This is a genomic window from Mycobacterium liflandii (genome assembly GCF_022354805.1).
Lineage (GTDB): Bacteria > Actinomycetota > Actinomycetes > Mycobacteriales > Mycobacteriaceae > Mycobacterium > Mycobacterium marinum.
In genome coordinates, this window is the sequence record NZ_CP023138.1 from 4,664,741 (window position 1) to 4,678,079 (window position 13,339).

Below are 13,339 nucleotides of genomic sequence, written 5' to 3' on the forward strand. Positions count from 1 at the left end.
CGAGGGTACCGATTTCGGCCTTGAGTACCGGCGGGGCTGGTGTGGTGTGGGGCATCGAGGCCAGTTTCGTGCCCGAGACGACTTGATAGGCGCTCATGGTGGTGGCCGCTTGGATCCACATCCGTGCGTAGTCGGCTTCGTTGAGCGTGATGGGGATGGTGTTGAGCCCAAAGAAATTGGTCGCGACCAGCGCCGTGTGGGTGGTGTGGTTGACGGCTAGCTCCGCCAGTGTCGGCATCGTTGCCAGCGCGCTGGTGTAGGCCCCGGCCGCCACCTCGTGCTCGGCCGCCGTCGCCGCGTAGCCGGCGCTGGTGGTGGTCAGCCAGGCTAGGTACGGCGCGTGCGCATCGACATAGCTCTGCGCGCTCGGCCCCTCCCACGTAGCGGCCGCTCCACCCAGCAAGGTGGTGTGCTCCTCTGCCACCGAGGCGTGTTCGGCAGAAAGTGCCGTCCATGCCGTTGCGGCCTCATACAGTGGGCCGGGGCCCGGGCCCGCGCTCAGCAAGGCCGAATGCACTTCCAGCGGCGAAGCCATCCATACAGACGCCGTCACGAGGGGGCTCCTGAAGTCATAGCTCCTCGGTCCGGGGCGGGTGCGTTGCCCTGGGTGCGCGGTTCCGCCAAAGCTGACGACAACGGATCTGCCCAAGCAGGCGGCGAGGCCAGCTTGCCCTGCCTCGCCAACAACAGAGCACTCAACGACGCCGCGCCCACCGGGCGCGCATCCCTAGGAACCACTGCTCCTCCGATCGTCAATACCTGACAGCTTTGAGGCCTTGAGGCTGCCCCTGGTCGCGAACAGCCGCGGCTAGGGCTGCTGGCCGCTGGGAAGGCAAATCCGCATTTGCGGCCGAGCGTAGCAAATGGTTGCCGGGCCTTCCGAAATCGATTGTTCGGTGAGACGTCTTGACAGAGAGGGCATTTCGACGGCTCAAACGCGTGGCTGTAAAGGAGGTGGACAGTACCTTTCGGTAAGGTATGAGTGGGGCATTTGTAAAGGTGATGACTGCTCACCCTCTGCTGTGGCGCAACAAAATGTGGCCGATCTTCGCCGGCCGCTGATGCGCCAGCCTTGGCGGACTAGTATCGATAATCCTGAGAATTGTCGAAACACGTTTAGCCACAGCGCTATTAGTTCACCGCGCAGGTTGAGTTGGGTCCCTCGAGGTAGCGCCGGAACGCTAAGCGGGACAATGAAATAGAAGTCAGCTCTGGTGATCCGACGCACGGTGGGCCGGTTGATGCGCGCGATGGGGCGTGGCGAGGGCCGGCGAGGTCTGGAGCACGACCATCTCGGTTGCCCGCAGGGCATGTGTCTCGCGGATTTTGGAGCTGCCGCACTTGATGCCAACCGCAACTCACGGGTTTGGTTGGCCGACATGACCCTGCTGGGCCCGCATGCGGCACAAGTAGCGTGCGCATGATCTCAGTGGGGAACCGCGGCTGCTCCCAGTCCGATCACCGAACCATGTTGGACGGAAATCCGGATGTGCGGACCTGCGCCGGCAACGACTCGACCACATGTGTGTCACGGGGGCCGGTGGGGCAGTCGTTGGGGCTGGCCAGTTGCGTAAGCCGGTCGAGGTCCCGCAGCACCGTGTGCCCGCCCAATGTCCAGTGCTGGCTCTCGTCGGGGGCGCTCGCCTGCACTGTCTCAGCCGAACTCAGGACGCGGTGTGGATCCGATTTCGCCAGTTCGCACAATCGCGCCGCGATGTTGACCGGTTCACCGATGACGGTGTATTCGAACCGTTCGAATGCTCCTACATTGCCCGCCAGGACAGCTCCCGCGGCCACTCCAATCGCGGCCTGGCACTCGGGTACCTCGTTGGCGAGTCGATGAGCGATCGCGCGGACGGCGCCCAGCGCGTCGGTTTCTGGTGAAAGCGCCCGGATCGGGGCGCCGAAGATAGCCAGAGTTCCGTCGCCCTGGAACTTGTTGATCAGTCCGTTGCGTCGGCTCACCTCATCGATGATGACGGCAAACATTTGATTGAATAGCCGCACAACCTCGGCGGGAGGGCGGGCGGTCACCAAACGGGTAGATCCGATGATGTCCACGAAAAGAACCGCGACGCAGCGCTCTTCGCCGCCAAGTTTGAAACTCTGGTCCTCGGCGGCAGCGGCGACGTCACGCCCGACATGACGGCCGAACAGGTCCCGGATCCGTTCACGCTGGCGCAGCCCCTCAACCATTGCGTTGAAGCCGCGCTGCAGTTCGCCGAGCTCGGTCCCGTCGAAGACATCGAGCTGACAATCAAGGTCACCAGATTCCACACGCTTGAGGGCTGAATGTAGATCGCGCACTGACGTCGCAGTCAGCCAGGCCGCGATCATGTTGCACAGCACGCCCGAGACGAGCGCGGCCGGCGCCAGCAACAACAGCACGAGCCCAAGATCGTTCCTGGTCAGGTGTTGTTGCGACATCGCGAACGCGACAGCGAGGATGATCCCCACCAGTGGAACACCCGAGCCCAACACCCACGACGTCGTGGCGCGTCCCATCACGCTGGGGGCAAGACGCCGTGTGGGCTGCCCGCCGCCAAGCGCGATGGTGGCCGCCGGCCGCAGCATCAGCTCGGCGAAGAAGTAACAGGTAGCCGACAGTGCGATGCCACTTAGGCTGGTGCCGAGAATGATCTTGGGGACGTACTCGTAACTGACGCGTCCGTAAAGGACGGCGAACAGTGCCGAACCGATCGTCCACGAGACCACGGGAACCAGGGCTAGGCGCCAGGGGGCGAGGAAAGCGTTGCGTTGGTCCTTTGCCGTCAACGGCTGATTGTCGTTCTCCCATCGCAATCCGGCGAGGACCCGCTTGATGAGCCACACCCAGCCGAAGGTCATTGCCATGACAACGTAGACGGGCAGGACCCCCTCGGTGATCCACAGAACCTCTGGTGCGAACATGTCTGGGGTCGGGATCGCCACGATGACCAGGACCAGAACCAAAGCAACGCCGGCCAGGTTCGAGATCATCATGAAGCCGAATAGCACTGGCCTGGCACTGGATCCACACCGCAGCGATGCGGCGAGGTCGTCGGTGAATTTCCGGACCATCATGATCGGCAGGCGTCGGGGAGACGCGGTCGACTCGCCGGCCAGTCTGGCAGGGCTGGGATCGGTGCTCGCCGGTCCGGGCCGTTCCGGGTCCAAATATGACCTCCTGTATTGGGAATTCGGGCCTGTTTGTAGGTCTCGCGATAGAGGCAACAACGCCCGAACGGGAGAAACGGCTCTGCGGCGGGGCTTCAGTCGTGACCAAAACACCATGTGAATGCCGATTGCGTTACCGAAGATGTTACCCCATAAGGGGATATGAATGGCCTGGCTGCCGCAGCGTTAGGCCTGGAAGCCAGCGGCTGGGGTGGAGTTTTCGGTAGCCAACCGGGCACTGAGATATCGCGCCTTTCGGCCATCACAGATCGCGCAGCTCCGGTGGAAGCATAAGCAGTCCAATGCTATTGGTCACCTGCCGATATTCGCTTGGTTGCCGCGACCGAGCAGCCCAACACGGCCCGGGCTGATACCGAGATCACGTTTGCCTAGTCAGTATTGGTTACGTCACGTTTTTGTTGGATCCAGCGAGTACGTGTGCCAGAAGGTCAGTGGCCGGGTAGAGCAACGCTCGAGCGGGGAAGTGTCCAAGCAGGGCCGGCTCACTGTCGCGAGCAATCCACTGCGACCGCTGGCCGGATTCGATCGCCAGGCTCAGTAGACGTCGCGGTGGTAGCGCTTGTCCGCGCTCAGCGCGTGGACAAAAGCAGTTGCAGACTCTGGGTCCAGGCCGCCGTGCTCGGCCACGATCTGGCAGAGCATGCGGTCAACGTCTTTGGCCATCGGGTCGGCGGTGCCACAGACGTATACCTGCGCCCCGTCCTGTAGCCACTGCCACAGCTGTGCTCCGCGCTGCTGCATCAGGTGCTGCACGTAGACCTTGTCTCGCTGATCCCGGGAGAACGCCAGGTCCAGGTTGGTCAGCAGTCCGTCGCGATGCATGGCCTGCATCTCATCGCGGTAGTAGAAGTCGGTCGCGGCATGCTGCTCGCCGAAGAACAGCCAATTTGGCCCGGTGTGGCCGAGGGCGCGTCGTTCCTGCAGGAATCCCCGGAACGGCGCGATCCCGGTTCCCGGCCCGATCATGATCATCGGTGTGCGGGGATCGCTTGGAGGCCGGAAATTGCTGGATTTGCGCACATAGATCGCAATTTGATCGCTGGGGCTGCGGTCGGCCAGATAGGTCGAGCACACTCCACGCCGAGGGACGCCCTGAAAGTTGTAGCGCACCGGCGAGACTGTCAGATGAACCTCACCGGGGTGCTCTTTGGGGCTGGACGAAATCGAATATAACCGGGGCTGAATGGGTTTGAGTACACTCATCCACTCGTCGACTGAGGCGCGGACCGGTGACTGGGCGAGCAGGTCGACCGACTGACGGCACCAGGTCCAATCGGCAAGGGCGGCTTTGTTCTCCGGGCGCATCAGCTCGGCAAGTTGGTTCGCGGTGTTGGAGTCCAGCGTCCGTTGCGCCACGAATCGCAGCAAGTCCGGGCTCAGGTGTGCGATTTCGAAGCGGTCTGTCAGGGCGGCGCGCAACGACATCGTCCCGTGGCCGGCGACCTCGACTTCGGTGTGGCCGTCCAACCGGGTCACACCCAGCCACTCGTCGACAAGCTGATGGGCATTGCGTGGCCACACCCCAAGAGCGTCCCCGGCCTCGTAGCTGACCGTTTGTTCGGGAACCCGAAATACCAGTTGTCGAACGTCTTTGGCCGAGCGCGGCCTGCTGAGTGTGGTGTTGCGCATCACGCTGGTCAACAATGGGCGCTTCTTCGTGTAGCCCTGGGGGCGGCTGGCGATGCTGGCTGCTCGAACAGGCTCGGCGGTGATGACCGGCGGGGCCGTGCGGCGCAGCCCATCGAGTACCTCCTGCAGCCACCTGGCGGCGGACTCTTCATAGTCGGGCTCGCAGTCGACGCGGTCGGTAATGCGGGAGGCACCCAGCTCGGCCAGCCGGTGGTCCAGGGCGCGCCCATGGCCACAGAAGTCGGCGTAGTTGGAGTCGCCCAACGCGAGAACCGAATAGCGCGTGCCGGCCAGGCTCGGGGCCGTTGCGGCGCAGAGCTCGCGCCAGAAGGCGGCACCGTTGTCCGGCGGTTCCCCGTCCCCGGTGGTGCTGGTGACAAGCAGCAACCGTTGGGTGGACACCAGATCGGCCACCGCGAATTCGTCCATGCCATGCAGTACAACCGGCAGCTCGGCGGCGCTCAGTTGTGCGGCGACGCTGGCGGCGAGTTCTTCGGCGGTGCCGGTTTGCGACGCCCACAACACCACGATCGGGGGTTGCTCGACGGCAGCTTCGGCGGCGTTGTCCGATTGGGCAGCGGCACCGGGCGTTTGGGGGAACGGCAAGGCGGGGGGTGTCTCGGCTCGTGCGAACATGCCCGCGAGTAGGCCGTCGAGCCACAGCCGGGTGCCGGTATCGAAGGGAGAACTGATGGGCAGGGTCGGCACCCCGGCCATGCGTCGACCGGTTTCTGAACGCAGCCCGGCTATCAGGCCCGCCAGGTAGGAGCGGGCGAACGGACCGAACTGCGGGGTGGGTTCGTTTGCGACGCCCAATAGCTCGGCAAGAGCGTCGACCTGCGTCACGCTGAATTGGGCTGTATCGGCGAGCAGCTTGGGTGCTGTCGCATCCGCGCAGGCGTCGGCGGGTTCGCCGGGTTCTGGTTGCAGCTGCGGCCTGGCGACCTTGGTCAGGGTGACCGCACAGGCCTTGTATTCCGGTTGGCGCGATATCGGGTCTACCGCGTCGTTGGTTACGGCGTTGATGGAGAGATATTCACCGAATGCGTCATTCCAGTGGAACGGGGCAAAGCAGTTGCCGGGCCGGACGCGGTCCGTGATCACCACCGGCAACACGGCGCGGCCGCGGCGGGACGCGATCTCGATGTGGTCGCCTTCGCAGATCTGCATATCGGCGGCGTCGTCGGGATGGACCTCAACGAACGGGCCGGGGTTGAGCTTGTTGAGCTTGGCGATCTTGCCGGTCTTGGTCAGCGTGTGCCACTGGTGGGCTAGGCGCCCGGTATTGAGTAGGAATGGGTAGTCGCCGTCGGGCATCTCATCGGGCACCAGGTGCGGGCGGGCGAAGAACACCGCACGCCCCGTTGCGGTGGGGAACGCCAGCCGCGGGACGGTGCCATCGGCGCGAACGAATTGCAGCTGGCTGACACCGTCGTTGAGGTAGCGGATCGGGCTTCGGTTGCTCGCGCCGTCCGGCGGACACGGCCACTGCAGCGGGGTTTCGCGCAATCTGTCGTGGCTGATACCGCGCAGGTCGTATCCGGTTGCCGGATTGGAGAAGCGCTTGATCTCCTCGAATACCTCAGCGGCGGAGCTATAGCTGAACGACTCCGAAAAACCCATCTCGCAAGCGATCCGGGCGATGATCTGCCAGTCCGGTAGCGCGTCACCGACCGGATCAACGGCCTTCGGGAACAAGGACATGTTGCGTTCGCAGTTGACCATCACGCCGTCGGATTCGGTCCATAATGCGGCCGGCAGCAAGACGTTCGCGTACTCGTTGGTCTCGGTTTCAAAGAACGCGTCCTGGCTGATCACCAATTCGGCTTTCTCCAAGCCGGCCAGGACGGTTTTGCGATTGGCTACCGTGGCAACGGGATTGCTGCAGATGATCCAGCACGCCTTGATCTCGCCGTCGGCCATGCGGGAGAACATGTCGATGACGCCGCCGCTGACATCGGTGCGCAGCGCCCCACCGGGTAGACCCCATTGCTCCTCGACGAACTCCCGGTCCGGCGCCGACAACACCGAGCGTTGTCCGGGCAGACCCGGCCCCATGTAGCCCATTTCGCGTCCGCCCATGGCATTGGGCTGGCCGGTGAGGGAGAAGGGGCCGCTACCCGGCCTGCAGATCGCGCCCGTAGCCAGATGTAAGTTGCACAGCGCGTTGGTGTTCCAAGTTCCATGAGTGCTCTGATTGAGTCCCATTGTCCAGCAGCTCATCCAGTTCGCCGCCGTACCGATCCAGCGTGCCGCGGTGCGGATGTCCTCGCTGGGAATGCCGGTGATCTCGCTTACCCGGTCGGGGGTGAACTGCTCGAGGAAACTCGGCATCACCTCCCATCCCTCGGTGAACTCGGAGATGAACTGCGGATCGGTTTGTTCGTTCTCAACGATGAGGTGCAGCAGGCCGTTCAGTAGTGCGAGGTCGGTGCCCGGCGCGATCTGTAGGAACAGATCGGCTTTGTCGGCGGTCGCCGTGCGCCGTGGGTCGACGACGATCAGCTTGGCGCCGGACTTGACGCGTTCCATCATCCGCAGGAACAAAATCGGGTGGCAATCGGCCATGTTGGCGCCGATTACCAGAAACACGTCGGCGTGGTCGAAGTCCTGATACGAGCCCGGCGGACCATCCGCTCCCAACGACAGCTTGTAGCCCGAGCTCGCACCCGCCATGCAGAGCCGAGAGTTGGATTCGATCTGGTTGGTGCCGATGAACCCTTTGGTCAGCTTGTTGGCCAGGTACTGGGCCTCGATCGACATTTGTCCTGACACATAGACGCCGACGGCGTCCGGCCCGTGCTCATCGATGATGGCGCGTAACCGCATGGCGCACTCGGTGATGGCATCGTCGATCGGGATGGATTCCAGGTGCCCCGCTCGGTGGGCCCGCAGGTGCGCCGATTCCATCCGGCCGGGCGCGGCAAGCAGGTCCGCGGTGGTCGTTCCCTTGGTGCACAACCGGCCGAGGTTGGCCGGATGCGACTTGTCCCCAGTTGACTTGGCGACGCGACGCTTTCCCGTCTGCGGGTCGGTCGTAGTTTGCAGCACTATCCCGCAGCCGACGCCACAGTACGCACACACGGTTTTCACGGCGTCCTTGTTGGGCGCCATGAGTTCCCTGGCCACGCCGCATCCTTTCTTCCCTGCTGCACAAGGGGTTATGCGCTGAAATCTTGCGATAAGGATGTTTCAGCGCGGGATGTCGAAGGTTTCGGCCGTTTTACGGTTTCCTCGCAGCGGGCCGAGCCTGCCGGTGCGTTGTTGGAAACGGCACCAAAACCTTGGTTACGCAGTTGAGCCGATTCCGGTCATCCCCAAGGTCTTCGTCGACCCGGCTATCTGTCGCCAGGTTACCGCCGAAGACACCATCATTATTCGCCTGAGCTGGGGTTTTGACGAAATCCGGGGGACATTCACAGTTTGCGTCAAGCTCGCGAGACGCGCCTTCCCACGCCGTGATCCTGACCTCGGTATTTCGGGGTCTACAGACGTTGTCCAACGGGTTCACAGACTTAGCTAAGCTCGCGAAGTGCACCGTCACCTACGCGTGATTCTGATGATCCTGGGGCTGGTCCTGGGTTTGGGTGCCCCCGGCTGCGGCCACAAGTCTGCGCCACGGCCGACTACCGCGCCGGATACCTGCAAGAACTCCGATGGGCCGAGCTCCCAGACGGTGCGTCAAGCCATTGCCGCGGTTCCCGTCGGGGTGCCGAACTCGACTTGGGTCGAAATCGCGCGGGGACACACCAAGAACTGCCGCTTGTACTGGGTGCAGATAATCCCCACCATTGCCTCCGAGTCGACTCCGCAACAGCTGCTGTTCTTCGACCACAACACCGCGTTGGGTTCACCAACTCGAAACCCGAAGCCCTATATAAGGGTGCTGCCCTCTGGCCAGGACACCGTGACGGTCCAGTACCAGTGGCGGGTGGGTAGCGATCCGCAGTGCTGTCCGACCGGTAGCGGCACCGTGCGATTCCAGGTCGGGCCGGACGGCAAGCTCAAAGCGCTCGGTCCGATACCACACCAATAGCCGCGTTAAGCAGTCGTTTTCGTCTCGCCTCAGCAACTACTCGCTGTGAAGCACCCCCAAACCCGCCAGTGGTGTGCTCGACATCACTGGATTTGCCCTCTCTACAGCAGTTTTACAGCAGTTCCCCAGCAGTTTCAGGCTGCCTACGAGGTGCCTGGCGGCCCGAGTTTTGGCACGCTGGGAAATCGTTGTCGCTTCTCAGGAGGCGGGTCTAAGGAGGGTGATGGAACAGCAGATGCTGCTGCAACGCGAAGAGTCGCAGAGCAGTCCCGGCCGCTCGAATGCTGTAACCAGGCGCTGGGGTGGCTCCCGTCACATCTCCCATTGGGACGCTGAGGATCTGGTGGCCTGGGAGGCCGGCAACAAGCGCATCGCACGGCGCAACCTGCTCTGGTCGGTGGTGACCATGCACCTGGGCTACTCGGTGTGGACGCTGTGGCCGGTGCTGGTGTTGTTCATGCCCGAGAATGTCTATGGCTTTTCTGCCGGCGACAAGTTTCTGCTCGACATGGTCGCGACACTGGTTGGGGCTGGCCTGCGGATCCCCTATTCGGTTGCCACCACGGTTTTCGGCGGCCGAAACTGGGCCACCTTCTCGGCGGCCGTGCTGTTGCTTCCGGTCGTTGGCACCATGGTGCTCTTGCTGCACCCGGGCCTGCCGCTCTGGCCGTATCTGGTGTGCGCGGCGCTAAGCGGGCTGGGCGGTGGCAACTTCGCGGCCTCGATGAGCAACGCCAACGCCTTCTACCCCCACCGACTCAAAGGATCAGCGCTCGGAATTGCCGGCGGCATAGGAAATCTCGGCGTTCCGGCGATCCAGTTGATGGGTCTGCTGATTATCGCGGTTGCCGGCGAAGGCAAGCCGTACCTGATCTGCGCGCTGTATTCGGTGTTCCTTGCGATCGCCGCAATCGGAGTGGCGCTGTCCATGAACAACGTTGCGCAGCACCGGGTTAAGGCCCGCCATATGCGCCCGATCGTCACCACGGTCCTGGCCAACCGCGACACTTACCTGCTGTCGCTGCTCTACCTCGGCACCTTCGGCTCGTTCATCGGGTTCTCGTTCGCCTTCGGGCAGGTCTTGCAGACCAACTTCATGGCGATTGGCGAACACGCTGCCCAGGCCACCCTGCACGCGACCGAACTGGCGTTCCTCGGTCCGCTGCTTGCCGCGGTGGCCCGCATCTACGGTGGCAGACTGGCCGACCGGCTGGGCGGGAGCCGGATCACCCTTGTGGTATTCGTTGCGATGACAGTCGTTGCCGGGCTGTTGATCAGCACAAGCAGCCTGGAAGGTCGGCACAGTGGCCCGATGCGCGGAGCCACCATGACCGGCTACTTCGTCTGCTTCATCGCTCTGTTCGTCTTGGCCGGCTTGGGCAACGGGTCCGTGTACAAGATGATTCCGACGATCTTCGCGGCATGTGGGCGCTCGTTGGATCATGGCCCGAGTGCCGGAGCGCTCGATCACCGCGACCGGCCGCGCGTCATCTCCGGGGTGGTGATCGGGTTCGTCTCGGCGCTTGGCGCTCTCGGCGGGGTCGGGATCAACCTTGCATTGCGCGAGTCCTTCGTCGCTACGGGCACGACGACCGATGCGTTCTGGCTCTTCATGGTGTTCTACGCCGGCGCGGCCGCGTTGACGTGGAAGGTCTACGTGCGCCGCCCGGTGGTTGGCATTCAGGCTCTGCCGCCGGCTATCGCACCGCAGCCGGCACCCGCGGCGGCGGAGCTGCTTGGCTCCTAGGGCTCGCACCGACGCGCGGATGCGGCTGACCGTCAACCGGAGTGCTGGCGGGCGGCACGGGGCATCGATCGTGGGCGCCCGGTTGACCGCCTCGGCACGTTCGCTGGCCAGGTCGCGCTGCGCAACGCCCAGTGCGGCTCGATCGGCCCGCGCGTTATGGGGTTTCGAGTGCAAGAGCGGCGATCGCCCCCGGCCAGCTGGCGTCGGAACCCGGCAGGCCGAAGAAACCCTGACGCCCAAACAAGGGCCTGCCCACTGGTGCCGGTCGCCAAGCTGGCCGGGTCCGACCTAGCGGGTGAGGATCAGCAACTTTCCTTGTGGATTATTGATGTGGTTCTCGAAGAAGTCGGCACCAAATTCATCTAGCCCGGCTTTCGCTACGAATGGAGACCGCCACTCAATATCGGTGAACCCGACCACCGATGCGATATCCTCGATGCAGGATTTATGCCACCGGTACACTTCGAACACCAGGCCCTCGACTCGGGCTGGATGAAAATGAACCAACCCGCCGTTTTTTCCTCGGCCTTGGAGACGTAGTAGCCGAACTTCTCCTCCGAGTCCTTCTTGTCATGGAGTTCGACTCGGAAATCGGGATTGAAGCTGAAGGAGACGAAACGGCCGCCTGGCTCGAGCAACCGATAAACGTTGCGCATTGCGGTTTCCAGCCTCACCGGATCCGGCATGTAGTGAAGAAGATGAATCGCTGTCACGGTATTGAAGGTCCGCGATTCCTGCAGATTCAAGATATTGTCGACCCGGTAGTCGATCCCCAGCGGCTTCTGGTTCTCCTGACTCATTGCGAGGCTGATGAGCTCAGCTGACAGGTCGGAGCCGCTGACGGGTCCCGCTTTGACAAGAGTGCGAAACTGCCTCGTGTAGAACCCGTCGCCACAGGCCAGGTCGAGCAGGCTCTTGCCGGCAGCTTCGGTGAGGGCGTCGATGATGACCGGCTTCTGGCACAAATCATGGTAGAGCGCCATGTTTATCATACCGGCGGCATATTGTGTTGCAATATTGTTGTATTTTTCCCGGGTCAATTCCTGGCGATCGGCGTGCATGGTCAATTGCTCCTTACTCTGCTGGCGGTGCTGATATTCCGCTGGATTTCTCTAACGGAACTGTTGAGAGGTCGAGTAATGGGCTTCTGGGAGGGCGTCCTGTCGGCGAATTTCATCGTCCGGATCGATCGCAATTCGTGCCGCGGCAATTCGAAGGATCGGTGCGGCCATTACGGATGTTGCGATGGCGGTGAGTAGAACAATCGTATAGAAACTGTCGTTGAATATTCCCAGGTCGTATGAGGTATCGGCGCAGGGCTCCGGCGTTGTTGATTAGCAGGCTTGTGAGCTGGGGAATTGTGGATTGAGGAGGTCTAGGCGGCGGTTGGCGCAGGGCTCCGGCGTTGTTGATTAGCAGGCTTGTGAGCTGGGTTGATGATCTTTGGTGCCGCGCTATTGGGGCCGGAGTGTAGGCACGGGCTATCTGGAGAACGATCGAGTTGGTTACTGTTCGTCGTTGGTCTGGAGTTGCCCGTGCCTACCGTTTCAGTATTGCCTGTGTCGTCGGTTCCAGAGGTGTTCGACCGCTGGAGTCCTGGTGAGCGCAGCGAGCTCATCGGATCGGAGTTTCTCGGTGTGTTGGCCTCGGTGCCAGACCCGAGGGACCCACGCGGTCGGAGGTATTCGCTGATGGCTTTGTTGGCGATCGCGGTTCTGGCCACTGCCGCGGGGATGCGCGGCTATGCTGGTTTTGCCACATGGGCGGCCACCGCTCCCGATGATGTGTTGGCCTAATTAGGGGTCCGGTTCCGGCGGCCCAGTGAGAAGACCTTCCGCGATGTTTTGTCTCGGCTAGACCCCGCCGACCTCAACGCCAGGATGGGCAGTTACTTCACTGCACACGTGGCCAGCAGCGACCCCAGTGGATTGGTGCCGATCGCGTTGGACGGCAAGATGCTGCGTGGTGCCTTTACGCGCCAAAGCGACAGCCACGCATCTCGTGTCGGTGTTCGCCCACCGTGCCCGATTGGTGCTCGGTCAACTCGCTGTCGCCGAGAAAAGCAATGAAATTCCCTGCGTACGTGCCCTGCTCACGCTGCTGCCGGGTAGCTTGCGGTGGCTGGTCACCGTGGATGCGATGCATACCCAGGTCGTCACCGCGAAGTTGATCTGCGCCACCTTGAAGTCGCACTACCTGATGATCGTCAAGTCCAACCAAGCCAAAATACTTGCGCGTATCACCGCGCTGCCCTGGGCCGAGGTGCCCGCAGCCGCTACCGACGACTCCCGCGGCCACGGCCGTGTCGAGACCCGCACCCTGCAAATCATCACCGCTGCACGAGGAATCGGCTTCCCCTACGCAAAACAAATCATCCGGATCACTCGTGAACGCTTGATCACCGCCACCGACCAGCGCAGCGTGGAGGTGGTCTATGCCATCTGCAGCCTGCCGTTCGAGCACGCCCGCCCTACCGCGATCATGACCTGGATGCGTCAACACTGGGGAATCGAGAACAGCCTGCACTGGATACGCGACGTCACCTTCGACGAAGACCGTCAAAGGGCACATACCGGAAACGGCGCACAGGTCCTAGCAACGCTACGCAACACCGCGATCAATCTGCACCGCCTCAACGGCGCCGACAACATCACCGAAGCCTGCCGGATCACCGCTTTGACCGCCAACCGCCGCCTAGACCTCCTCAATCCACAATTCCCCAGCTCACAAGCCTGCTAATCAACAACGCC

General features: G+C 62.7%; 5 protein-coding genes and 2 pseudogenes. 3 read left to right on the top strand and 4 right to left on the bottom strand.

Annotated elements, in window-relative coordinates; translation table 11 throughout:
- Window positions 1-4: 4 nt before the first annotated feature.
- The 3 genes and pseudogenes from CKW46_RS20795 to CKW46_RS20805 form a co-directional block, all read right to left on the bottom strand.
- Window positions 5-553: pseudogene (locus CKW46_RS20795) on the bottom strand (PPE family protein); the annotation flags it as partial.
- Between the two features lie 905 nt (window positions 554-1,458).
- On the bottom strand, window positions 1,459-3,060 hold the full coding sequence (locus CKW46_RS20800; protein ID WP_499018179.1) for an adenylate/guanylate cyclase domain-containing protein: 1,602 nt from the start codon (window positions 3,058-3,060) through the stop codon (window positions 1,459-1,461).
- 651 nt (window positions 3,061-3,711) lie between these two features.
- On the bottom strand, window positions 3,712-7,920 hold the full coding sequence (locus tag CKW46_RS20805; RefSeq protein WP_482053452.1) for a bifunctional nitrate reductase/sulfite reductase flavoprotein subunit alpha: 4,209 nt from the start codon (window positions 7,918-7,920) through the stop codon (window positions 3,712-3,714).
- Window positions 7,921-8,365: 445 nt separating this feature from the next.
- On the opposite strand from CKW46_RS20805, the gene CKW46_RS20810 reads away from it, so the two are divergent.
- Entirely contained in the window at window positions 8,366-8,842 is a 477-nt protein-coding gene (locus tag CKW46_RS20810) for an LppP/LprE family lipoprotein (protein WP_015356448.1), read from the top strand.
- A gap of 223 nt (window positions 8,843-9,065) precedes the next feature.
- Window positions 9,066-10,589 (top strand): nitrate/nitrite transporter, encoded by a 1,524-nt coding sequence (locus CKW46_RS20815; RefSeq protein WP_482052339.1) that lies wholly within the window; start codon window positions 9,066-9,068, stop codon window positions 10,587-10,589.
- A 377-nt stretch (window positions 10,590-10,966) separates the two neighbouring features.
- Here CKW46_RS20815 and CKW46_RS20820 read toward each other — a convergent pair whose 3' ends face one another.
- Window positions 10,967-11,650 carry a class I SAM-dependent methyltransferase gene (locus CKW46_RS20820; protein WP_238559412.1) on the bottom strand — a complete coding sequence of 228 codons (684 nt, stop codon included), beginning with the start codon at window positions 11,648-11,650 and terminating at the stop codon, window positions 10,967-10,969.
- 474 nt (window positions 11,651-12,124) lie between these two features.
- Between CKW46_RS20820 and CKW46_RS20825 the strand changes: the two are divergent.
- A pseudogene (locus tag CKW46_RS20825) lies at window positions 12,125-13,328 on the top strand (ISAs1-like element IS2404/ISMul1 family transposase).
- Window positions 13,329-13,339: the final 11 nt, after the last annotated feature.